General features: G+C 73.3%; 19 protein-coding genes and 1 pseudogene. 10 read left to right on the forward strand and 10 right to left on the reverse strand.

The genetic code is table 11. The features are described from left to right. Nucleotides 1-23: 23 nt before the first annotated feature. Nucleotides 24-656 carry a helix-turn-helix domain-containing protein gene (locus ACPYN4_RS11830; RefSeq protein ID WP_424446477.1) on the forward strand — a complete coding sequence of 211 codons (633 nt, stop codon included), beginning with the start codon at nt 24-26 and terminating at the stop codon, nt 654-656. A 23-nt stretch (nt 657-679) separates the two neighbouring features. Here ACPYN4_RS11830 and ACPYN4_RS11835 read toward each other — a convergent pair whose 3' ends face one another. Together ACPYN4_RS11835 and ACPYN4_RS11840 are read right to left on the reverse strand one after the other, a co-directional pair. Next, a complete protein-coding gene (locus ACPYN4_RS11835) occupies nt 680-1,729 on the reverse strand; it encodes a methylenetetrahydrofolate reductase C-terminal domain-containing protein (RefSeq protein WP_239280871.1) in 1,050 nt (349 codons plus the stop codon). Next, a complete protein-coding gene (locus ACPYN4_RS11840; RefSeq protein ID WP_424446478.1) occupies nt 1,726-2,853 on the reverse strand; it encodes a methylenetetrahydrofolate reductase in 1,128 nt (375 codons plus the stop codon). Before ACPYN4_RS11840 ends, ACPYN4_RS11835 begins: the two co-directional genes overlap by 4 nt. Before the next feature lie 154 nt (nt 2,854-3,007). On the opposite strand from ACPYN4_RS11840, the gene ACPYN4_RS11845 reads away from it, so the two are divergent. Further along, a complete protein-coding gene (locus ACPYN4_RS11845) occupies nt 3,008-3,616 on the forward strand; it encodes a cyclodeaminase/cyclohydrolase family protein (RefSeq protein ID WP_424446479.1) in 609 nt (202 codons plus the stop codon). Nucleotides 3,617-3,729: 113 nt separating this feature from the next. On the opposite strand, the gene ACPYN4_RS11850 is transcribed toward ACPYN4_RS11845, so the two are convergent. The 4 genes from ACPYN4_RS11850 to ACPYN4_RS11865 all read right to left on the reverse strand — a co-directional run bounded on the left by ACPYN4_RS11850 (nt 3,730) and on the right by ACPYN4_RS11865 (nt 8,051). Further along, entirely contained in the window at nt 3,730-4,938 is a 1,209-nt protein-coding gene (locus ACPYN4_RS11850; RefSeq protein WP_424446480.1) for a hypothetical protein, read from the reverse strand. A 94-nt stretch (nt 4,939-5,032) separates the two neighbouring features. After that, on the reverse strand, nt 5,033-5,974 hold the full coding sequence (locus ACPYN4_RS11855) for an ABC transporter permease (protein ID WP_239280863.1): 942 nt from the start codon (nt 5,972-5,974) through the stop codon (nt 5,033-5,035). Beyond that, on the reverse strand, nt 5,971-6,765 hold the full coding sequence (locus ACPYN4_RS11860) for an ABC transporter ATP-binding protein (protein WP_424446481.1): 795 nt from the start codon (nt 6,763-6,765) through the stop codon (nt 5,971-5,973). The genes ACPYN4_RS11855 and ACPYN4_RS11860 overlap by 4 nt, the downstream gene beginning before the upstream one ends. Beyond that, nucleotides 6,762-8,051, reverse strand: coding sequence for an amidohydrolase family protein (locus ACPYN4_RS11865; protein ID WP_424446482.1), 1,290 nt, complete (start codon nt 8,049-8,051; stop codon nt 6,762-6,764). The genes ACPYN4_RS11860 and ACPYN4_RS11865 overlap by 4 nt, the downstream gene beginning before the upstream one ends. Before the next feature lie 189 nt (nt 8,052-8,240). On the opposite strand from ACPYN4_RS11865, the gene ACPYN4_RS11870 reads away from it, so the two are divergent. Next, entirely contained in the window at nt 8,241-9,242 is a 1,002-nt protein-coding gene (locus ACPYN4_RS11870; protein ID WP_239280857.1) for a PDR/VanB family oxidoreductase, read from the forward strand. Between the two features lie 35 nt (nt 9,243-9,277). Here ACPYN4_RS11870 and ACPYN4_RS11875 read toward each other — a convergent pair whose 3' ends face one another. Beyond that, the gene (locus tag ACPYN4_RS11875; protein WP_424446484.1) at nt 9,278-10,678 is read right to left on the reverse strand and encodes an amidohydrolase family protein; all 1,401 of its coding nucleotides are present in this window, start codon (nt 10,676-10,678) and stop codon (nt 9,278-9,280) included. Between the two features lie 159 nt (nt 10,679-10,837). Here ACPYN4_RS11875 and ACPYN4_RS11880 point away from each other — a divergent pair, with 159 nt between their 5' ends. The 4 genes from ACPYN4_RS11880 to ACPYN4_RS11895 all read left to right on the forward strand — a co-directional run bounded on the left by ACPYN4_RS11880 (nt 10,838) and on the right by ACPYN4_RS11895 (nt 17,997). Further along, nucleotides 10,838-11,539, forward strand: a complete 702-nt coding sequence (locus ACPYN4_RS11880) for a hypothetical protein (protein ID WP_424446505.1) — start codon at nt 10,838-10,840, stop codon at nt 11,537-11,539. A 57-nt stretch (nt 11,540-11,596) separates the two neighbouring features. Next, nucleotides 11,597-13,165 (forward strand): DNA polymerase Y family protein, encoded by a 1,569-nt coding sequence (locus ACPYN4_RS11885; RefSeq protein ID WP_424446485.1) that lies wholly within the window; start codon nt 11,597-11,599, stop codon nt 13,163-13,165. A 206-nt stretch (nt 13,166-13,371) separates the two neighbouring features. Then, the gene (locus ACPYN4_RS11890; protein WP_424446487.1) at nt 13,372-16,989 is read left to right on the forward strand and encodes an error-prone DNA polymerase; all 3,618 of its coding nucleotides are present in this window, start codon (nt 13,372-13,374) and stop codon (nt 16,987-16,989) included. A 51-nt stretch (nt 16,990-17,040) separates the two neighbouring features. Next, on the forward strand, nt 17,041-17,997 hold the full coding sequence (locus ACPYN4_RS11895) for an NAD(P)-dependent alcohol dehydrogenase (RefSeq protein WP_424446488.1): 957 nt from the start codon (nt 17,041-17,043) through the stop codon (nt 17,995-17,997). A 9-nt stretch (nt 17,998-18,006) separates the two neighbouring features. Here the strand turns inward: ACPYN4_RS11895 and ACPYN4_RS11900 are convergent, their stop codons facing one another. Further along, on the reverse strand, nt 18,007-18,327 hold the full coding sequence (locus ACPYN4_RS11900) for an IclR family transcriptional regulator domain-containing protein (RefSeq protein ID WP_424446489.1): 321 nt from the start codon (nt 18,325-18,327) through the stop codon (nt 18,007-18,009). Further along, nucleotides 18,311-18,769 carry a helix-turn-helix domain-containing protein gene (locus tag ACPYN4_RS11905; RefSeq protein ID WP_424446490.1) on the reverse strand — a complete coding sequence of 153 codons (459 nt, stop codon included), beginning with the start codon at nt 18,767-18,769 and terminating at the stop codon, nt 18,311-18,313. Before ACPYN4_RS11905 ends, ACPYN4_RS11900 begins: the two co-directional genes overlap by 17 nt. Nucleotides 18,770-18,883: 114 nt before the next feature. On the opposite strand from ACPYN4_RS11905, the gene ACPYN4_RS11910 reads away from it, so the two are divergent. Next, entirely contained in the window at nt 18,884-19,450 is a 567-nt protein-coding gene (locus ACPYN4_RS11910) for a DJ-1/PfpI family protein (RefSeq protein ID WP_424446491.1), read from the forward strand. A gap of 127 nt (nt 19,451-19,577) precedes the next feature. On the opposite strand, the gene ACPYN4_RS11915 is transcribed toward ACPYN4_RS11910, so the two are convergent. After that, nucleotides 19,578-19,859: a HesB/IscA family protein gene (locus tag ACPYN4_RS11915; protein WP_424446506.1), complete on the reverse strand. Its 282-nt coding sequence runs from the start codon at nt 19,857-19,859 to the stop codon at nt 19,578-19,580. Between the two features lie 63 nt (nt 19,860-19,922). On the opposite strand from ACPYN4_RS11915, the pseudogene ACPYN4_RS11920 reads away from it, so the two are divergent. Both ACPYN4_RS11920 and ACPYN4_RS11925 read left to right on the forward strand, forming a co-directional pair. After that, a pseudogene (locus ACPYN4_RS11920) lies at nt 19,923-20,240 on the forward strand (thiamine pyrophosphate-binding protein); the annotation flags it as partial. Nucleotides 20,241-20,723: 483 nt separating this feature from the next. Continuing rightward, complete coding sequence (locus ACPYN4_RS11925) at nt 20,724-22,106, forward strand: serine/threonine-protein kinase (RefSeq protein WP_424446492.1); 1,383 nt, start codon at nt 20,724-20,726, stop codon at nt 22,104-22,106. Nucleotides 22,107-22,154: the final 48 nt, after the last annotated feature.

Raw genomic sequence — 22,154 nt, forward strand, 5'->3', positions numbered from 1 at the left:
TTCGTGTGCCATAGTCTTCAGTCATGTCCGATGACGCCTCTTCGCGCCGCGGTGCCCGCGGCGACGATCCGGCGGGGTCCGGGGAGGACGGCCCGGCGTCCGCAGCCCGCGCGCTCGGCACCCGCATCCGCGCCCTGCGGCAGAGCCGCGGGATGACGCTGACGCAGGTGGCGGCGCAGGCCGAGCTGTCGCACTCGTTCCTCAGCCAGGTCGAGCGGGGACTCGAACGGATGAGCATGACGTCGCTGTTCCGGGTCGCGCAGGCGCTCGGAACGACCCAGCAGGCCCTCCTCACCGACGACGCCGATGCCGCGCCGCGCGCGCCGGGCGCCTTCCACGTCTTCCGTGCCAGCGAGGCGACCCCGCTGGATGCCGGCGGCAGCGGCGTGCGGGTCATGGCCCGGGACCATCCGCGCTTCGTGCCGATGGTGATGGCGGGAGCCTATTCGGAGGACCTCTGGTGGGTCCACGACGAAGAGGAGTTCGTCTACGTGCTGGAGGGGCGCCTGGTCGTCGTGCTCGACGACCACGAGGTTCCCCTCGAGGCCGGCGACGCCGTGTACTACCAGGGCGGCATACGTCACCGCTGGCGCACCGCGCCGGGTGAGACGGCGCGCGTGCTGACCGTGAAAGAGGGCCGCGCCGGCTCGCACTGACCCGATCGCCCCACCCGAGGCGGTCACGTTCCGCCCCCGAGCTCGCGGGCCACGGTGGCGAGGTCGGCCGCGTACGCGGCCTCCTCGCCCAGCCGGGCGCCGCCCGCGATCACGACGCCCCCCACGACGCCGGTGTCGAGCAGCGCGCGGCCGTACTCGATGGCGAGGCGGATGCCCTCGATGCGCGGATCGCGCGCCGCGAAGAGCCGATCGATGAACCCGCGCGGCAGGATCGCCGCGTGGAACGACGCGAGCAGCGCCGCCCCGTCGCGGTCGATCACGAGCGGGACGCCGGGGAGCACGGGCGCCGTCGCTCCCGCCGCGCGGCACTGCTCCACGAAGGCGGCGACCTCGTCGGCATCCCCGGCGTACTGCGTGAGACACAGGTGCCCGCCCGCCCGCTGCTTCTGGGCGACCCGTCCGCCGCGGGCTGCGACGCAGGGAGCCGCGGGGGACTCGGCGAACGACGTGAACAGCCCCAGCGCACGCGCGCGGGGGAGCGTCGTGGTGGACTCCAGATCGAACACGGGACGGGCGTCGGCGCGATCGCCCGTCTCGGTGTGGTCGCCCGTCACGCAGTGCACGCCTGCGACGTCGAGCGCGCGCAGCGACTGCAGCTCGCGCTCGAGGGCGGTGCGGTTGCGGTCTCGGGCGTTGAAGCCCATCCACAGGCGCAATCCGGTCGCCGCGATGAGCGCCGCACGGTACGACGGCGGGAACTGCACCCGGGAGCGTCCGGCGTCGCCCGAGAGCACGGCGTCGACGCTGCCGGACAGTGCCTCCGCGGTGGCCCCGACGGCGTCGGAGCGCAGGGCGCGCACCGGGAACCCCGTGAAGACGAGAGGGCGGCGCCGGGCGATCGCCTGGACCTCGCGCCCCGCCGCCGTCGTCACCTCGTCCGGTGCCGGTCCGACGTCGGACGACCATCGCACGGGGAGATCCCGTCGCAGGAAGACGCACGGCGTGGGCTGGATCTCGCACGTGCCGTCGGCGTTGACACCGCCGCACGGGCCGTAGGCCATCGACTTGGGGCAGCCCGCGACCCGCGGCGACGGGTCGGTCGCGACGCTCATGCGGCCGTTCCCGTCCGCATCGCGGGCGGCGCGGCGGCGAGACGCGCGCGCAGCATCCCCGACGTCCGCACGACCGCGTCGACGGCGGACAGCCCGACCGGGTCGCCCTCGTCGACGACGGCGGACAGGTGCACGCCGACGACGCCGGGAACCGCGAGTGCGCGCAGCGCCCAGGCGACGGCGGCCTCGACTCCCGCATCGCCGCCGCCCGCCTCGACCGCCTCGCCGATCCCGGGCGGCAGCGCGACACCGGGGAGCGCTCCGAGGCGCCGCGCCGACGACCGCGACGTGAGCACGGGAACCGAGACGATCACAGGGACGGGTGCGTCGGTGGCGGCCAGCGCGGCAGTGAAACGGGCGATCTCGGCGACGTCGCCGCAGAGGTTCAGGATGCCGAGCTCGGCGCCGGCCCGTGCCTTGAGGGCCAGCCGGGCGGGCCGGTAGGCGACCGGTGGGGCGGCGGGCTGCTCGGCCACGGCGACGAACAGGCCGGCGCGCCGCGCGAGTGCCGCGACGCGCGTCGAGTCCAGATCGAAGACGGGCTGCGCCTGCGCGAGCGCGGTCGAGGCGGGGTGATCCCCCGTGACGGCGAGGGCGCCGGCGACGCCGATGTCGGCGAGAGCGGCGAGTTCGCCTTCGATCGCGACGCGGTTGCGGTCGCGGCACGTGACGCCCGCGACGACGGTCGCCCCCGCCGCGGCGAGCACGAGAGCCTTGTGGGTCGGACTGAGGGCGTCGCGCAGCCCGGGCGGCTCGCCCGCGACGACGGCCGTCAGATCGGCGAGACGGCCGCCGGCCTCGGCGAGCACGCCGGGATCGACGGTGCGGACGGGGAGATCCGCCGTGATCACCGCTCCGCGAGCCACGCGTGAGGCGAACGCGGACGACGCCGCCGTGCGAGGTGCGCTCGGCAGCGCATCGCCGCTGCCGACGGCGCTCTCCGGTACCGCGACGTCAGCGGGGGAGAAGGCGAGCGCCGCCAGGAGGTCCGGCTCCGCCGCGAACGAGCAGCGGATGCCGGGGAGCTCGCAGCCGCCGTCGGCGCCGACCCCGCCGCACGGCCCGTAGACCATGTGCTTGGGGCAGCGTCGCGAGGCTTCGCGCAGGCGCAGGTCGTGGGCCACGGGGCCTTCTCTCGCGGATCGGAAACGGATTCGGACAATGTTGGTCTCGCCAACAGTGTCACTGTAGGAGCGCGCCGTTTCGCTATTGTTACGGCCGCGTATGCGTCGATGTCGCGTGCGTCCCGCCGGCTGCGGCCGCCCGTAGAGTGAGCGCATGTCCGACCCCGCGCTCGCCACCGCACGCATCGACGACTGGCTGGGGGAACTCGCCGCCCCGGCGCCCGAACCGGGGGGAGGAGCCGCCGCGGGCGTCGTGATCGCGACGGGCGCGGCGCTGGTGGCCATGACGGCCGGGTACGCGTCGGGAGCGGAGCGGGACGGTGTCCTCGCCGTCGCGACGCGCGTGCGGCACGCGGCACTGGTCGCCGCCGAGCACGACGGCCGCATGTCGACGGCGCTCGTGGCGGCCTTCCGCCGCCCCGCCACCGATCCGGACCGGGCGGCGGCGATCGTCGACACGACGGTGCGCGCCGCCGACGCGAGTGCGGGTCTCGTCGATCTCGCGGCCTCCCTCACGAGCCCGCTGCTGTGGCTCGAGCGTCACGGCGAGCCGCGTGTCGCGCCGGATGTCGCGGTGGCCGCGCGCATGCTCGCGTGCGGCATCCGGTCCACGGCCGTCAACCTCCGCTGCGACACGACGAGCGCCGTCGCGGCCGGCGCCGACGACGCGGTCGCGGTGCGCCTGCGCGCCGCGCTCACCCGGGCGCTGGATGCCGCGGCGCACCTCGACTCCCTGGCGGATCGCGTCACCGCGACGCTCTGACCCCGCATCCGAGCCGCGTAGCGCGAACACCTGCGCTCGAGGATCGCCGCACGCGGCAGCGCCCCGCCCCGGTCCCGCTGGAGACCGGCGCAGGGCGCTTCCGGGCAGTGACGTCAGTCCATCTTGATCGAGGCGTCGATGAACTCGTTCGTGTACAGCGACTCCGGGTCGATCGCGGCGGCGGCGTCTTCGGAGATGCTGCCCGCCGTCACGAGGAACGGCGTGAACTCCGAGACGATGGACGCGATGCGGTCGGGGTCGAACTGACCGAACACCCCCGAAGCCTCGTCGTTGACGACGATGCCGAGGTCCTTCTGCTGCGCGACCGAGAACTCCGCCACGCCCTCCGAGTACGTCCAGCCGGTGTCGTACTGCTCGACGAGGTCCAGGATGACGGCGTTGCCGTGCTCGGGTGCGTCCAGGAAGTCGATCTGCGACTGCTGCATGATGGGGACGAGCTTCTTCAGGCAGTCGGCCTGATCGGTCACGTCGGCCTTGCGGACCGCCAGCGGCTCGGGGTAGATGCTGTAGCCCAGGTCCGACAGCAGCTGGTAGCCGACCGGCTTGCCCCACTGCGCGATCTCGTTCTCGTAGATGTAGGGCTCGGCGGTCGCGAAGCCCTGCTGCAGGATCTTCGGGTCGGAGACGAAGCGCTGCGGGGTGCCTTCGTAGCTCGTGTCGATCTGCGACTCGGTGATGATGCCCTGCGACAGCAGCAGGTTGGGGATGACGTCGCCCGACGTCACGATCGGGTCGCCGTCGGCGGCGGCCTCCTCGATCGTCTCCGCGCCGTCGTGGCTCTCCGGATCCCACATCAGGATCTGCGGGCTGTAGGTCAGCTGCGACGTCACCGCGACGGTGGGCTGGTCGGCATCGGCGACGATCGCGGCATCCGTGTTCACGGCACCGATGAGGATGTCGGTGTCGAGGTACATCAGCGCCGGAACCGGCTGGAAGTTGACGGCCGGCCCGCCCGAGCGCACCTCGATCTTGACGCCGGTGTCCGTGCCGTCGACCACGAGGGGTCCGGTGACGGTCTTCTTGTCAGTGTCGACGGTGTAGCCCTCGCCGACGAGGTTGTACATGGCGCCGTGCTCGGACTCGGGCTGCCAGTCCTGCTGCATGACGACGGTCGCGGGGCAGACGCTCGCGAGGTCGAGCGGTCCGCCCTTCTCGGCGGCGGCGGCCGACGAGGTCGAGGTCGACGCCGGCGCCGGTTCGGAGCCCGCGCAACCCGCGACGGCGAACACCGTCGCGGCGAGTGCGCCGACGGCGACGGTGCGCGCCGTCAGGCGGCGGGAGAGAGATGTGGGCTGTGACACGGTGTCCTCCTGGAGGGCTTCGGGTGTGATGCGGACAGACGGGTGGTGCGTTTCGTGGTGCGGGTGAGGGACAGGCGGGTGGGAGGCGGGCGGTTCAGCGCGTGGTGACTCCGAACAGGCGGCCGACGACCAGGCGGTCGAGTGCGGCGAAGATCGAGAAGACGATGACGCCGAACAGTGCCGTGAAGATGATCGCGAGGAACAGCGGCTCCATGTTGAGCCGCAGGGTGTAGGTGCGCAGCAGCCCGCCGATGCCCTGGCTGCCTTGCTGGAAGAAGAAGTCGCCGACGATCGCGCCGATGACGGCGAGCCCGGCCGACTGGCGCAGCCCGGTGAAGATCGACGGGATCGCCGCGGGCAGCATGAGCTTGGTCATGCGCTGCCACTTGGTGGCCTTCTGCAACGTGAACAGGTCGTGCGCGGCCGGAGTGGCCGACTGCAGGCCGAACAGGGTGTTCGAGATCATCGGGAACACCGCGATGATGACGCAGACGACGATGCGCGCCGGGAGGCCGTAGCCCATCCAGATGCCGATGAGCGGCGTCAAGGCGAGGATCGGGATCGTCTGGAGGATGACGGCGTAGGGGTAGAGGATCTTCTCGGCCATCGTCCACTGCGACATGACGATCGCCCAGCCCATGCCGATCACGACGGCGATCACGAGACCGATGAGCGCGACGGTGATCGTCTGGCCGAGGGCTGCGATCATCGGGCCGATGACCTTCTCGTTGCCGACCGTCTCGGCGAACACCTGATGCGGCGGGGGCAGCAGGAAGCGCCGGCTCTCGCTCAGCAGCAGGTAGGACACGGCGTACCAGATCGCGACGATCCCGAGGAGTGCGGCGATGATCGGGAGCGCACGCGCCCACGCCGCGCCGGCGACACGCGCGGCGCGCCCGGAGCCGCGTGCGGGGACGGTCGTGGTCGTCACGGGGACGGATGCCGCGGCATCCCTCGGAGCCGGCGACGCGGTGGACGGTCCGGTCGCCGATCCCGAAACGGCGGTCGGTGCCTTCAGAGCGAGATTCTGGCTCACGAGTGTGCCTCCAAGGCGTGCGAGAGGTGGCCGACGATGCGTCCGAACTCGGGTTCGTAGCGCAGCTCGGGCGAGCGGGGGTAGGACCAGGGCAGCTCGATGTCGTCGACGATGCGGCCGGGGCGGCCGCTCATGACCACCACGCGGCTGGACAGGTAGACGGCCTCCGAGATGGAGTGGGTGATGAACATCGCCGCGAACCCCTTGAGCTGGAACAGCCGCTGGAGCTCGGTCTGCATCTTGAGGCGGGTGATCTCGTCGAGGGCGCCGAACGGCTCGTCGAACAGGGCCAGCTGCGGTTCGGCGACGAGGGCTCGCGCGATCGACACGCGCATGCGCATCCCGCCGGACAGGGCGCGGGGGTGCTGGTTCTCGAAGCCCTTCAGTCCGACGAGGTCGAGCACCTCGGCGGCGCGGCGGCGCCGCTCGGCCTTCCCGACCCCCGCGAGCTCGCCGACCAGCTCGACGTTGCGCTGCGCGCTGCGCCATTCCAGCAGCGTCGCTTCCTGGAAGACGAAGCTGGTCGTGTCGGCGCGGACGTCGATCTCCCCCTCCGTCGCGGGGTCGAGTCCGGCGGCGAGCCGCAGCAGGGTGGACTTGCCGCAGCCGGACGGTCCGACGACCGAGACGAACTCGCCCGGGCGCACGTCGATCGAGACGCCCTCGAGGGCGCGGGTTCCGGTGTCGAACACCTTCGCGACGTCGCGGAACGCGAGCGTGGGGGCGGTGGTCGTCTCCACGGTGCCGGTATCGGCGGCACCGTGGAGACGACCGGCGGTGACAGTGGTCATATGAGGGCTCCCTCGGAGGTCGGGGCGGAGGGTGAGGTCTGCAGCGGGCGCAGGTCGAGCACGCTGCTCACGATGCGGCGACGGACGGCGATCACGCGGCCGTCGCGGATGACGATGCGATCGGGCGCGCGCTCGGCGAGCGCCTCGGCGGTGTGCGCGGCGCGCACGAGCACGATGTCGGCGACATCGCCGGCGCGCCCCCGCGCGGGAGGCAGGCCGAAGGCCGCGCGGCCGCCGCTGGAGCCGACGTGCCAGGCCTCGGCGGGCGTCAGATGACCCGCCGTGACGAGCTCGGCCGCGACATCGACCATGTCGGCGTTGCCGAGAGGGTTGAAGGGGTCCTGCACGTTGTCGCCGCCCGCCGCCAGCGTGACGCCGGCATCCATGATCTCGCGCAGCGGCGGGATGCCGCGGGGCGTCCCGACGGGGTGCTGCCACCCCTGGAGGTAGAGGTTCGTCAGCGGATTGGTGATGATCGAGACGCCGGCCGCGGCGACGGCGGCGAGCGTGCGCGCGCGGGTGCCGGCATCCTGCGTCGACAGGCTCACGCAGTGCCCCGCGGAGCGGATGATCCCGGCGGGCCAGTGGCTCGTGCGGGCGGCGAGCTCGGCGAGCCCCGTCGAGGCGGGGTCGAGGGTCTCGTCGGTGTGCAGGTCCATGCCGAGGCCGAACTCCTCCGCGAAGGAGGCGGAGCGCTCGAGGTCGGCGGTGGGGTCTTCGGCGAGGTGGGGGAATCCGCCGACGAGATCGAAGCCCAGGGACATCGCCGCCCGTCCCAGGTCGTCCGGGCCGTCGGAGGGACCGGGGCTGGCGACCACCTGGAGGTCCACGATGCCGGCGAACTCGGCGCGCAGCTCCACGAGCGCGCGCACACCCCGCAGCGGGTCGTCGCCCAGATGGTAGTTCGTGTGGGAGCGCACCGCGGTAACCCCGGCGTGCAGGGCGGCGACGAGGTGGCGTCGGGCGCCCGCCTTGATCTCGCCGTAGGTGTGGTGCTCGCCGTGGTCGACCCAGCAGGCGATGGCGTCGTCGAGCGAGCCTTCGGGCTGGCCGAACGCGGTCCACGTGTAGCCCTTGTCGAGGTGCGCGTGCAGGTCCGCCAGCGGCGGCAGCGCCACCCATCCCGTCGCGTCGACGGCGTGACCGGCAGCGCCGGCGGCCTCCGCGTCCGCCGCATCCACGACCAGGCCGCCGGCGAACGCGAGGGTGTCGCCGACGTCGCCCGCGGGCGTGAGGCCGGTGAGGATGCCGACCCGTGCACCGGGTTCGAGGAGTTCGGCATCCATGGGTTCGTTCTCCTCACATGTCCTGGCGGTGTTGTTGGTATGACCAACATCGGGCGAGAATCAGTAAACGCCCGACGTGTTTCCTGCCAGGCCTGTCGGGATTGCGGCCGTGTTAAATCCGTGCGAAGAGTGCGGCCGGTCGCCGCCCGCGGACGGGACCGCCCCGCGCGGAGGGGAAGAGTGGAGCCTATGAGCTATTTCAGTGACGTCGAGCGCGACCTCGTGGTCGCCGCCCGGACCGTTCTCGCCGACGGCGTCGTCGCACTCGACCTGGTGTCGCACAATGGCCGCGACCTGCCGGTCTGGGCGCCGGGATCCCATGTCGATCTGATCCTCTCGGACGGTCGCCGGTCGGTCGCCGACCGCATCGAGCGTCAATACTCTCTGTGCGGCGATCCCGCCGACCGCTCCACGTGGCGGGTCGCGGTGCTGCGCGAGGACGCCGGCCGCGGTGGCTCCGTGCGCGTGCACGACGAGGTGCAGGTCGGTCAGCGCCTGCGTGTGCGCGGGCCTCGCAACCACTTCGCGTGCGACCTCGTCCCGGGACGGATCTGCCGGTTCGTCGCGGGGGGCATCGGCATCACCCCGATCCTCGCGATGGTGCGCGCCGCGGCGGCCGCCGGGGTCGACTGGACGCTCGACTACTCGGGACGCTCGCTGTCCACCATGGCTTTCGCCGACGACGTCCGCGCGCTCGACGACGGCACGGGCCGCGTGCGCCTGCATCCCGCCGACGAGGGGAACCGCCTCGACGTCGCGGGGTTCGCAGACAGCGTCGGCGACGGCGACCTGGTCTACGCGTGCGGTCCCGCGCGCCTGATCGACGCGCTGGCGGACGGCCTCGCGGCGGCGGGCCGCGCGGACGCGCTGCACGTCGAACGGTTCGAAGCGGTGGAGTACGGCGCGCCCGTCTGGCCCGACCCCTTCGAGGTGGAGCTGGCGATGACGGGCGACGTGGTCACGGTGCAGCCCGGGCAGTCCGTGCTGGAGGCGATCGAAGAGCACAGTCCCGCCGCGATGGTGCTCTCCAGCTGCCGCCGCGGTACGTGCGGCACGTGCGAGGTCCCCGTGCTGGAGGGGGAGATCGAGCATCGCGACTCCGTGCTCACGCCGCTCGAGCGCGAGCAGAGCGCCGTCATGATGGTGTGCGTGTCGCGGGCGGCGTGCCCGCGCATCGTGCTCGACGTCTGAGCCGCGGTCCCGCGCCGCCCGCGCGGGCGCGATGGTCAGCGACCGACGCGGGAGCGGAGGGCCCGGACCAGGGCGCGCTCGTCGCCCGTGACCAGCCGGTAGTCCCGCACGACGACGTGGCCGGCGACCACGACGTGCCGCGGCCTTCGCCCCGGGTGGGCCCACAGCAGGCCGGCCACCGGATCGGCGACGCCGGCGTCGGCGACACCCGACACGTCCCACACGCACGCGTCCCCCGCCGCCCCCGGCGAGAGGATGCCGAGATCCTCCCGGCCGAGCCCCGCCGCGCCCCCGGAGGTCGCCATCGCGAGCACGTCGCGGGCGTCGAGGGCGCCGGCTGCGCGGTCGGCGGAGCCGACGAGACCGAGCAGGCCGGACACCTGCATCGCGAGGCGGGCGTCGGCGAGCAGGTGGCCGGCGTCGTTCGATCCGCCGCCGGAGGTGCCGAGTCCCACGGCGATGCCGTGCGCACGGATGCGTCGGACGGGGGCGATTCCCCAGCCCATCGGCACGTCGCAGCCCGGAGCGTGGGTCGCGGTGACCCCGGCGACGGCGAGGCGCGCGATCTCCGGCTCGGTGACGTCGCACAGGTGCGCGATCGTCACGTCCGGCTCGAGCCAGCCCCACTCCTCGAGAAGGTCCAGCGGGCGCCGACCGTACCGGTCCAGGGCGATCTCGGTGTCGACCTGCTCGTTCGCCTGCGTGCGCCGGCGCAGGCCGTACCGGCGGGCGACCTCGCCCAGGGCGCGGAAGGTCTCCTCGGAGTCGGAGTGCACGCCCGCGGGGCCCACCGCCAGCTGCAGCATGCCGTCGGCGCTGATGCCGCCGGGCGACGACGCGGACGCCGACGGCAGCAGCGCGCGGACGATCGCCTCCGCGCTCGCGGCGGCCGCCTCGGGCGCGTCGCGCGCCGAGCCGCGGACGAACACGAGGCGGGCGCCGATGCCCGCGGCGGCGTCGGCGATGGCGCGGGCGATCGCGACGGTGTCGTCGACCGGCGTGCTGCTCACCGCGGGATCGGGCCAATTGAGTTGGTGGTCGGCGACGGTCGTGACCCCGTTCAGGAGCGATTCGGCCAGGCCGACTCCCGCGGTCGCGGCGACGAGCGAGGCGTCGATGCCTGCGGCGGCATATGCCGCCGCCATCGCCGGCAGCCATTCCCGCATCGGCACGCCGCGGGTGCCGGGCAGAGTGCGGAAGCCCGACTGGAGCAGATGATGGTGCGCGTTGACCAGGCCCGGGGTGACGATGCCCCCCTCGGCATCGAGGACGTCGTGCGCGGATGCCGGGGAGCCGGCCGGGGCGCCGAGGGAGGCGCCGGCGGCGCCGACCCGGCCGTCCGCGCCGATCACGAGATCGCCGGTGCGGTCGCGCGAAGGATCGTCGAAGCGCTCCACGATGCGGGAGGCGCCTGTGATGGTCAGCATGTTCGTCATGCCGTCCGTCCTATCAGCCGCATGTTTCGCGCAGTCGCCGTCGCGTCGCCGTGGCCGAGTGCGCCGACCCGCGCGGGGATGTCCGAGCCGGTTCCTATCCTCGGGGAGAGCATTGAGCGTGGAGAACCGATGTTCTAATCTGTCGAGGTGAGGTCGATCGTGGGGGATGTCGCTGTCGCGGATGCCGCGGGCACCATCGGTGCCCTGCGCGCGCAGCTGGAGCGCATGCAGGGCCGTCGCCTCGATGCGCCCGTCCTGCCGGTGGCCCCCGCGCTGGCGACGCTGCTGCCGGGTGGCGGGCTGCGCCCCGGCGCGTCGTACGCGCTGGGGCGGTCCATGTCGCTGCTGTTCGCGTTGCTGTCCCTCCCGTCGCGCGAGGGCTCGTGGTGCGCGGCGATCGGGATGCCGCACCTGGGGGCAGAGGCCGCCCGTGCCGCGGGTGTCGACCTGGAGCGTCTCGTGCTGGTGCCCGAGCCGGGGGATCGCTGGCTGACGGTGACGGCGACGATCGCCGACGTCCTGCCCGTCGTCGCGGTGCGCCCGCCGGCGCGGGCGAAGGATGCCGACGTGGCACGGCTCGCGGCGCGCATGCGCGAGCGCGAGGCGGTGCTGCTGGTGCAGGGCGCGTGGCCGCAGACCGAGGCGATGATCGACATCGCCGATCCGTCCTGGTCGGGGCTCGGCAACGGCCATGGACTGCTGGAGGGGCGGGAGCTGACGGTGACCGTGACGAGCCGGCGCTTCCCGGTGCCGCGGTCGGGGCGGGTGCTGCTGCCGGATGCGGCGGGCGAGCTGTCGGCGGACGCGGCGGCATCCTCGTTCTCCGGTCGCACGGGGTCGTCGTTGCGCGCGGTGAGCTGATGCCGTGCGGTGACGGAACGCCTTGAGCGCATCGAATATATCTTCTATTCTGTGGGGATGAACTCGCCACCGCGGAGCCTGGTCGTCTGGGTGCCGGACTGGCCGATCGTGGCACTCACGCGCGACGGCGACGATCCGCTCGACGCCGCGCAGCCGATCGCCGTCTTCCACAAGGGCGTCGTCGTGGCCTGCTCCGCCGCGGCCCGCGCCGAGGGGGTGCGCCGGGGGCAGCGGCGACGGGACGCGCAGGCGCGATGCCCGCAGGTGACGGTCGTGGAGGCCGATCCGGTGCGCGACCACCGGGCGTTCGCCCCGCTGATCGCCCAGATCGAGGAGCAGGCGCCGGGCGTGCAGCTGCTGCAGCCGGGCCTGTGCGCGCTGCGCGCGCGGGGGCCGGCGCGCTACTTCGGCGGCGAGGCGTCGGCGGCCACGGTGCTCGCCGGGGCGGTGCAGGAGACGGGGGTCGCGGAGGTGCGGGTGGGCATCGCCGACGGCACGTTCACGGCGGAGCAGGCCGCCCGGTCGGGCACCCGCCCGGGCGATCCGGTGCGGATCGTGCCGGCGGGGCAGGCGGCGGCGTTCCTCGCGCCGCTGCCGGTCACGGTGCTCGACGAGGAGCTCGCCCCACTGTTCGCCCGGCTCGGGGTGCAGACCCTGGGCGAGGTCGCCGCCCTCGGCGCGGACCGGCTCGGCGAGCGGTTCGGCGCGCGCGGCGCGCGCCTGCACGCGCTCGCGGCCGGGCGCGACCCCCGGCTCGTGGCGCCGCGCACGCCGCCGCCGGAGCTGCACCGCGAGGCGGTGTTCGAGCCGCCGGTCGAGATCGCCGACCAGATCGCGTTCGGGGTGCGCGTGCCGGCCGAGGAGTTCGTCGTGCGCCTCGGGCAGGCCGGGCTCGTCTGCACCGAGCTGCGGGTCGTGCTCACCGGCGAGAACGGCGACCGCAGCGACCGGGTGTGGCTGCACCCCGGCGCGTTCGACGCGGCCGCGATCGTCGACCGGGTGCGCTGGCAGCTGGCCGAGCAGGAGCAGACCGGGCGACAGGGAACCGGAGGTCTGCGCAGCGCCGTGGTGCGGGTGCGGATAGAGCCGGAGGCGGTGGATGCCGCCGCCCACCACACCGCGCGGCTGTTCGGCTCCGGCCCCGAAGAGCGCGTGCACCGCGCCCTCTCGCGCGTGCAGGCGATGCTCGGCCACCAGGCGGTGCTCACCCCCGAGATCGGCGGGGGCCGGTGGCTCGCCGAGCGCCAGCGGCTCGTGCCCTGGGGGGATCGGGGGGACGACGGCCGGGCGGCGAGTGTCGACCTGCCCTGGCCGGGGAGCCTTCCGGGTCCGTTGCCGGCGACGGTGTTCCGTGCCGGGATGCCGGTGGCCGTGCTCGACGCCGACGACGACATGGTCGCCGTCGACGGTCGCGGCGCGCTGACCGCGGACCCCGCCGTGCTGGAGGTCGCCGGGCGACGCCGCGGCATCCGCACCTGGGCCGGTCCCTGGCCGGTGATCGAGCGCGGGTGGGATCCGGAGCGGGCGCGGCGGGCGCACCGGTTCCAGATGGTCGACGACGCGCAGGCGGCCTGGCTGCTGGTGTGCGAAGAGGGCGGCTGGCAGGCCGAGGGTATCTATGACTGATTGCGACTTCCGGTCCCTGAGCTTGTCGAAGGGCGACTGATGAGCTTCGGTGCCCGTCGGGCTCGGGCTCGGGCTCGGGCTGGAGTCGCACGCGCTTCTTCGGAGATCTGCGCAACTGCGGCCGTGATCCGCGGATCCGGTCCGCAGAACTGCAGATCTCCGCAGAAGTGCGGGTTGCCGAGAGGCGCAGAGGGGGTGTACGACTGATGGGCTTCAACAATCCCTCGGTGACGTGGGCGGAGATGGCGCGGCTGCTCGACGCGCCGGCCTCGGATGCGCCGCCGCGGAAGATCGGCGGCCGCGCCCTGGGCGGGCCCCGGCAGCCGGACGGCGGCGACGGGCCGGCGTTCTCGCGCAAACGGGGATCGTATGCGCCGCCCGCGATCGAGCGTCCCGCGGATGCCGTGCCGTACGCCGAGCTGCACGCGCACTCGTCCTTCTCCTTCCTCGACGGCGCGTCGGCGCCGGCGGAGCTTGCGGAGGAGGCGGAGCGCCTCGGCCTGCACGCCCTCGCGATCACCGATCACGACGGGTTCTACGGCATCGCCCGGTTCGCCGAGGCCGCCGAGCACCTGCAGGTGGCCACCGTGTTCGGGGCGGAGCTGTCGCTGGGCCTGCCCGCCGTGCAGAGCGGCGTCGCCGACCCCGCCGGCTCCCACCTGCTCGTGCTCGCCCGCGGCGAGGAGGGGTATCACCGGCTCGCCGCGGCGATCACCCACGCCCAGCTGGCCGGGGGCGAGAAGGGCCGGCCGCGCTACGACCTGGACGAGCTGGCGGAGCGAGCGGACGGGCACTGGGCGATCCTCACCGGATGCCGGAAGGGCACCGTCCGGCAGGCGCTGGCCGCCGGGGGCGCTCGCGCGGCGGCATCCGAGCTCGACCTGCTCGTCTCGCGCTTCGGGCGTGATGCCGTCAACGTCGAGCTCATCGACCACGGCAATCCGACCGACACCCGCGACAACGACGTCCTCGCGGCGCTCGCCGCCGAGCGGGGACTGCCGGTGCTCGCGACGAACAACGTGCACTACGCCGTGCCCGAGCGGGTGCACCTCGCGGCGGCGATCGCGGCGGTGCGGGCGAACCGGGGGCTCGACGAGCTCGACGGCTGGCTGCCGTCGCACGCGAGCGCGCATCTGCGCTCCGGCGCCGAGATGACCCGGCGGTTCCGGCGCTACCCGGGGGCGGTCGCGCGCACCGTGACGCTCGCCGACGAGCTGGCCTTTCCGCTGCGGCGGGCCAAGCCCGCGCTGCCGAAGCTGCCCGTGCCGGAGGGGCACACGCCGATGTCGTGGTTGCGGGAGCTCGTGTGGGGTGCTGTCCCGCGGAAGTACCCCGACCTCAGCGCCGAGGACCGGGCGCGCATCGAGCGGGAGCTCGATGTGATCGCGCAGAAGGACTTCCCGGGGTACTTCCTCATCGTGCACGGCATCGTCGCCGAGGCGCGGCGCCGCGGCATCCTGTGTCAGGGGCGGGGGTCGGCGGCCAACAGCGCCGTCTGCTATCTGCTGGACATCACGGCGATCGATTCGATCTTCTACCGGCTGCCGTTCGAGCGGTTCCTCTCGGCGATGCGGGAGGAGGAGCCCGACATCGACGTCGACTTCGACTCCGACCGGCGTGAGGAGATCATCCAGTGGGTGTTCGACACGTACGGGCGCGAGCGGGCGGCGCAGGTCGCGAACGTGATCCAGTACCGGCCGAAGAACGCGGTGCGCGACATGGCGAAGGCGCTCGGGCATTCGCCGGGGCAGCAGGACGCCTGGTCGAAGCAGGTGGACCGGTGGGACGGGGTGTACGAGGCGCACGATCACGACATCCCCGATCGGGTGCTGGCCTACGCCGGCGAGCTGCTGAAGGCGCCGCGGCACCTCGGCATCCACTCCGGCGGGATGGTGCTCACCGAGCGGCCGGTCGGTGAGGTCGTGCCGATCGAGCACGCACGGATGGACAAGCGCACCGTCATCCAGTGGGACAAGGACGACGCGGCGTGGATGGGGCTCGTGAAGTTCGACCTGCTCGGTCTCGGGATGCTCGCGGCTCTGCAGTACTGCTTCGACCTCATCGCGGAGGCGACGGGGGAGCACTGGAGCCTCGACGCGATCCCGAAGGAGGAGGCAGCGGTCTACGACATGCTGTGCCGGGCCGATTCGATCGGGGTGTTCCAGGTGGAGTCGCGGGCGCAGATGGGCCTGCTGCCGCGCCTGCAGCCGCGGCGGTTCTACGACCTCGTGATCGAGATCGCGCTGATCCGCCCGGGGCCGATCCAGGGCGGTGCGGTGCACCCGTACGTGCGCCGCAAGCTCGGGAAGGAGGAGGTGACGTATGCGCATCCGAAGCTGAAGCCGGTGCTGGAGCGCACCCTCGGCATCCCCGTGTTCCAGGAGCAGCTCATGCAGATGGGGATGGCCGTGGGGGATCTGTCGGGGGAGGATGCCGACGTGCTGCGCCGGGCGATGGGCTCCAAGCGCGGCATCGAGCGGATCGAGTCGGTGAAGGCGAAGCTGTACGCCGGGATGGCGCGCAACGGCCTGGTCGGTGAGGCGGCCGACGACATCTACGCGAAGATCCAGGCGTTCGCGAACTTCGGCTTCGCCGAGAGCCACTCGCTGTCGTTCGGACTGCTCGTGTACGCGTCGTCGTGGCTGAAGCTGCACTATCCCGCGGCGTTCCTCGCGGCGCTGTTGCGGGCGCAGCCGATGGGGTTCTACTCGCCCGCGACGCTCACCGCCGATGCCCGACGGCACGGGGTGCGGGTGCTGCGCCCCGACATCCACCTCTCGGGGGCGGATGCCGGGCTGGAACCCCTCCCGGACTCCGAGCCTGTCGAGGGGTCGGACGTTTCGTCTCGCTTCGCTCGCTCAACGACCGAAGGCCACAACCCGGACGTTTCGTCTCGCTGCGCTCGCTCAACGACCGAACAGCCCCCGGGCGTTTCGTCTCGCTGCGCTCGCTCAACGACCGAACCGCCCCCGGTCGTTGAGCGAGCGAGCGCAGCGAGCGAGACGAAACGCGGTGACCCGACCGGAATGCCCTCCTGCACCGAGCGCCACCAGCCGCCCGTCGGGGAGTTCCGGCCCGACGCGCCGGACGAGTCCGCCGCGCACCGCCGCGACGGCAACGTCGCCGTGCGGCTGGGGCTTGCCGCCGTCACCGGGGTGGGAAAGCCGCTGGCCGAGCGGATCGTCGCGGCGCGCGAGGCGGAGGGGCCGTTCCGGGACCTCCGCGATCTCGTCCGCCGCACGAAGGCGACGGCGGCGCAGGTCGAGGCACTCGCGACGGCCGGGGCGTTCGAGGGGATGGGCGTCAGCCGCCGGGAGGGGATCTGGCTGGCGGGTGATGCGGCGCAGGATCTGCCGGAGTTCCTCCCCGGGACGCTCGTGGCGGTGCAGCCGCCGCTGTTCGCCGACCAGTCCAGTTACGACGTGCTGGCGGCGGACCTGTGGGCGACGGGGATCTCCACGGACGACCACCCGATGACCCACTACCGGGCGCCGCTGGATGCTCGCGGGGTGCTCAGCTCCCGCGAGCTGCGCACCCACGAGACCGGGCGCCGGGTGGAGGTCGCGGGGCTCGTGACGCACCGGCAGCGGCCGGCCACGGCATCCGGGATCACGTTCGTGAACCTGGAGGACGAGCACGGCCTCGTGAACGTGATCTGCTCGAAGGGCGTGTGGGACAGGTACCGGCGGGTGTTGCGCGACTCCCCGGCGCTCATCGCGCGGGGGATGCTGGAGCGCTCGCCGGAGGGGGTGACGAACCTCGTCGCCGACGGATTCGAGGATCTGCGGGTGGGGGTGCAGCACCGCTCGCGCGACTTCCGGTGATCGACGCCCGCGCGACATCCGCCGTTCCGGCGCATCCGCCACACTGGGGTCATGCGCGCTCTCGTCTACGACCGGTACGGCGGCGTCGAGCGCCTCTCGCTCACCGAGATGCCGCGCCCGCAGCCCGGCCCGGGCGACGTGCTCGTCGAGGTCGTCGCGACCTCGCTCAACCTCAGCGACTGGGAGGGGCTGCGGGGGTCCCCGGCGTACGCGCGGATCGGCGGGCTGTTCCGCCCCGGCCGGCCGGTGCTCGGCTCGGACATCGCCGGTCGGGTCGTGGCCGTCGGGTCGGGAGTGGAGCGCTGGAGCCCGGGCGACGAGGTCTTCGGCGACAACCTGATGCGCAAGGGCGGGCTCGCCGAATATGCGGTGGTGCCCGAGTCGGCGCTCGCGCGCAAGCCCGCGGCGCTGAGCTTCGAGGTGGCCTCGACGATTCCGCAGTCGGGCGCGATCGCCGAGCAGGCCGTCGCCTTGGCCGCACCCGGGACGCGGATGCTGCTGAACGGCGCGGGCGGCGGGTCGGGCTCGTTCGCCCTCCAGCTCGCTGCGGCCGCCGGCATCCCTCTCACCGCCGTCGACAACGCCGGCAAGCTCGACCTCATGCGCTCCCTCGGCGCCGAGCGGGTGCTCGACTACCGCGTCGACGACTTCACGCGGCACGGGCCGTACGACCTCATCGTCGATCTCGTCGCGCGCCGCTCGGTGTTCGCGTACCGGCGGGCGCTCGCGCCGGGCGGTCGGTGCCTCATCGTCGGGGGCACCGTGCGGACGCTCCTGCGGATGCTGACCGTCGGTGCGCTCGCGGGCGCGCTCACCGGCCGCAGGCTGGGGGTCATGGCGGTGCGGCAGGGGCCTGAGCACTTCCTGCCGCTCGCCGAGCGGGTCGCCCGGGGAGAGGTGCGCGCCGTGATCGACCGGGTCTGCCCCCTCGCGCAGGCGCCGCAGGCCTTCGCCGCGCTCGGCGCCGGCCAGGCGCAGGGCAAGATCGTGATCCGGGTGGCGGACTGACCGGCGGCGTCAGGAGAGGCTGCTCGAGACGTGCCAGGCGGCGCGGCGCACCGTGCGCTCGAGGTCATGCGCGCGGGAGCGGAAGTCGTCGCTGCTCGTCGACACCGACACCGCGCCGACGTTGCGACCGCTGCGGGCGCGGACGGGTGCGGCGATGCAGGCGAGGTGCGGCATGTACTCGTCCACCTCGATCGCGATCTGCAGGGCGCGCACCTCGTCGAGCTGGGCGAGCAGCATCCGCTCGTCGGTGATCGAGTGCCGCGTGAGGGCGGCGGCGCCGCTGCGCTCCAGGTACCGGCGCACCCCGTCGTCGTCACGGGCGGCGAGCATGAGCTTGCCGAGCGTGCGCGGCCTCGGCGAAACCCACGTGCAGCTGGCCGATCCGGGGGAAGGCCGGCGAGTCGGCGACGTGCGCGACGGCGATGTCGTCGCCGCGGAAGACCGTGAGGTAGGCGGAGGCCCTGGCCGTGTCGCGCAGCTGCGACAGGAGCGTCCGCACCTCGGGCGTCGCGACGAGCTGCGAACGGACGGCGCGGCCGAGTCCGTCGACGGCGCGGCCGAGCACGTAGCGCGCGTCGGCGCTGCGGGCGAGGTAGTCGCGGGCGACGAGGGTGCCGAGCAGCCGGTACGCGGTCGCGGTCGACAGGTCGAGGCGGTGGGCGACGTCGGCGGCGGTGAGGCCGTGCGGGGCGGCGGCGATCTCGTCGAGGATGCGCAGCACCCGATCGGCAGCACGGATGCCGCTGTCGCGCGCCACGGCATCGTCGCCCATGCCGTCAGTGTAGGCCCGCGCCGATTCGCACAGGATGAGAATCGACGTCGCCGCATCCGGAGTGCGCCGCGCAGGATGCTGTCACCGAACACCGACGTTCCGAAAGGACAGGCCATGGCCGACAGAATCCTCATCATCACCGGCGACGCCGCCGAGACGCTCGAAGTCTTCTACCCGTATCACCGGCTGCAGGAGGCCGGCTACGAGGTGCACATCGGCGCTCCCGAGAAGCGCGCGCTGCAGTTCGTCGTGCACGACTTCGTCGACGGCTTCGACACGTACACCGAGAAGCCCGGGCACCGCTGGAACGCGGATGTCGCGCTCGCCGACGTCGACCCGGCGGACTACGTCGCGATCGTCGTACCGGGCGGACGCGCCCCGGAGTACCTGCGCAACAACGCCGACGCGCAGCGCATCGTGCGGCACTTCTTCGACCGGCAGGCGCCGGTCGCCGCGACCTGCCACGGGCCGCTGCTGCTCGCGGCGTCGGGGGTGCTCGCTGGACGCACGTCGTCGGCGTACCCCGAGCTGGCGATCGATGTCACGATCGCCGGCGGGGTCTTCGAGGACGGCGGTGGCGTCGTCGACGGCAACCTCGTGACGGCGCGGGCGTGGCCCGACAACGGCACCTGGATGAAGGCGTTCTTCGAGGTACTGGAGGGTGCCAAAGTCCCCGCCTGAGGCGGGCAGGACGATGCCCCGGAGCGGATCGCTCCGGGGCATCGTCGTTCGCGGGGCCAGCGCGCCGCAGGCGGTCAGCGCCGCTGCGGGGTCAGCGCAGCTGCGGGGTCAGCGCTGCTCCGGGGTGTCAGCGTCGCTGCGCGAGGGCGAAGCCGACGCCGCCGTTCTCGTCGACGCGGGCGTCGAGCACGCGGTCGTCGAGTTGGACGGTGGCGGCGGGGTCGACGTAGACGCGGGCGCCGTCGTTCTCGACGATGGTGTCGCCGCGCTCGGGTCCCTCGGCGAGGCTCAGCGCGTAGCCGGCCTGGGGGTCGGCTGCCTCGCTGATGCGCAGGCCCCCGGTCTCGGCGGGGAGGTTCGCGGCGAGGTCCTTGACCGCGGTGGTGGCGTTCTCGGTGAGTGTGAGCATGGGGCTCTCCTTCCGTGGATTGCGGACCGGCCACGATTCCGAGAATCGGGCTCGATCGCAACCGGGGACACACCTTGCGGTGCCACTCACACCGAATACGGAGGTTCGGCGCGCGTCAATCCCGTGACGGAGGAGGCGGCGGCGTTCGCGGCGGGTGCCGATGCGGAGCTGAACGGCTCGCTCGCCGTCGTGGCCGGCTCGTGCGGACCGGGCAATCTGCACTTCATCACCGGCTTGTTCGACGCGAACCGCAACCGGGTGCCGGTGCTCGCGATCGCCTCGCACATCCCGTCGGAGGAGATCGGCAGCGGGTACTTCCAGGAGACGCATCCGCAGGAGCTGTTCCGCGAGTGCAGCGTCTACGTCGAGCAGGTGCCCGACTGGGTGCCGCTCGATGTCGACACGACCGTCGTCGCATCGGGGGTCGCCGAGGTCGCCCTCGGAACGGCTCTCGTCGCGAGCCCGCGCCGCCTCCGCCCGGCCGTGGGGGCGGTCGCCGCCGCGTTCTTCATCGCGGTGTTCCCAGGCAACATCAGCCAGTGGGCGAACCGTCGCGACGGCTTCGGCCTCGACACCGACAAGAAGCGTTTCGCGCGGCTGTTCTTCCAGCCCGTGCTGATCGCGTGGGCGTGGTGGTCGACGTGGGAGTCGCGCGACAACACCGTGCGGTGACCCCGGCCCGGGAACCGGGAGCGCCTCACAGCACCGGCGCGGGCATTATGCCCGGTCGGCGCCGAGATTGCCAGACCCTGCCCACCACGGGATCGGCGCCGTAGCGTCGCACGCGTCACTTGTCGGCGACCCGAGCCGGCATCGACGTCCTCATCCCGAAGGAGGTGACCGGGCGGCCCACCCGGCTCTGCGATGTCCGACCTCCTCAGCGTGGCCTCACCCCGCACCGGCGAACTGCTCGCCGGCCGCTACCGGCTCATCGAGCGCGTCGGCACCGGTGGCATGGCCCGCGTCTACCGTGCCCGCGACGAGCTGCTGGCCCGCGACGTCGCCGTCAAGCTCTTCCCCGCCGACGGCGCGCAGCACAGTGCGGACACCCTGCGCCGTGCGGCCGAGGCCAAGGTCCTCGCGGCGCTCAGTCACCCGTCGCTGGTGACGCTGTACGACGCGCACGTCGAATCCGGCGAGACCGCCTTCCTGGTCATGGAGTTCGTCGACGGGCCGACGCTGCGCGACCGCACGGATGCCGGTGACCTCGACGGCGACCAGATCCGCGCCGTGCTCTCCGAGCTCGCCGCGGCCCTGGCGACCGTGCACGCCGGGGGAGTCGTGCACCGCGACGTCAAGCCCTCCAACGTGCTGCTGCGCCCCACCCCGGACGGCACCGCGACCCAGACCGTGCTCGCCGACTTCGGCGTCGCGCACTTCATCGACGCCGCCCGCCTCACCTCACCGGGCACCGTCATCGGCACCGCCGCCTACCTCGCGCCCGAACAGGTGCGGGGGGAGCCGCCACTGCCCGCCTCCGACGTCTACGCGCTGGGCCTGGTCGTCCTCGAAGCGCTCACCGGCCGGCATCCGTTCGGCAACCACTCCGTGCAGGCGACGATCCTCGCGCGCCTCGCCCGGCAGCCCGACATGCCGCCCGCGCTCGCCGCCGACTGGGCCGCGCTGCTGACCGCGATGACCGCCCACGAACCGGCCGCACGCCCCACCGCCGCCGAGGTCGCCGCCCGCGCCGCTGCTCTCGGGAACCCGGGGGAGCCGGCCGCGCTGCGAGCCGAGCAGGCGACCGCCGCGTATGCGGTGAGTCAGACCCAGCCGCTGCCGCCGGTACCCACGGCCGCGGCGGCCGCCCCCGTGCCCACCGCGGCGATGCCCGCCCACGCGGCGCCCGCGCGCACGCGGCGGCGCGGTGTCGTGTGGTCGGCGGGTGCCCTCGTCGCGCTGACGGGTGCCGCCCTCATCGTGGCACTCGCGCTGGCCACCCCCGGCGCCGGTCGGGAGGCGCCGGTGTCGCCCACCGACGAGGAGACGGTGGCCGTCGAGGCGCCCGTCGACCCGACCCCCCCGCCGGCCGAGGAGGTCGCACCGGTCGTGCAGGACCGCGGGCCCGACACCGAGCAGCCGGCGGACAACCCGAACAAGGGCCCGGGCAACAACAGCGGCAGCGGGAACGGGAACAGCGGGAACGGGAACGGGAACAGCGGGAACGGGAACAGCGGCAACGGCGGGGCCGGCAACAGCGGCAACGGCGGGGCGAACGGGAACAGCGGCAACGGCCGCGGATCCTGACGCAGCGGTGACACTTCGCCCGCCATTGATGAGTGGAGCACGGACGCG

Origin of the sequence: Microbacterium sp. CH-015 (genome assembly GCF_049707015.1) — a bacterium.
GTDB classification, from domain to species: Bacteria; Actinomycetota; Actinomycetes; order Actinomycetales; family Microbacteriaceae; genus Microbacterium; species Microbacterium aurum.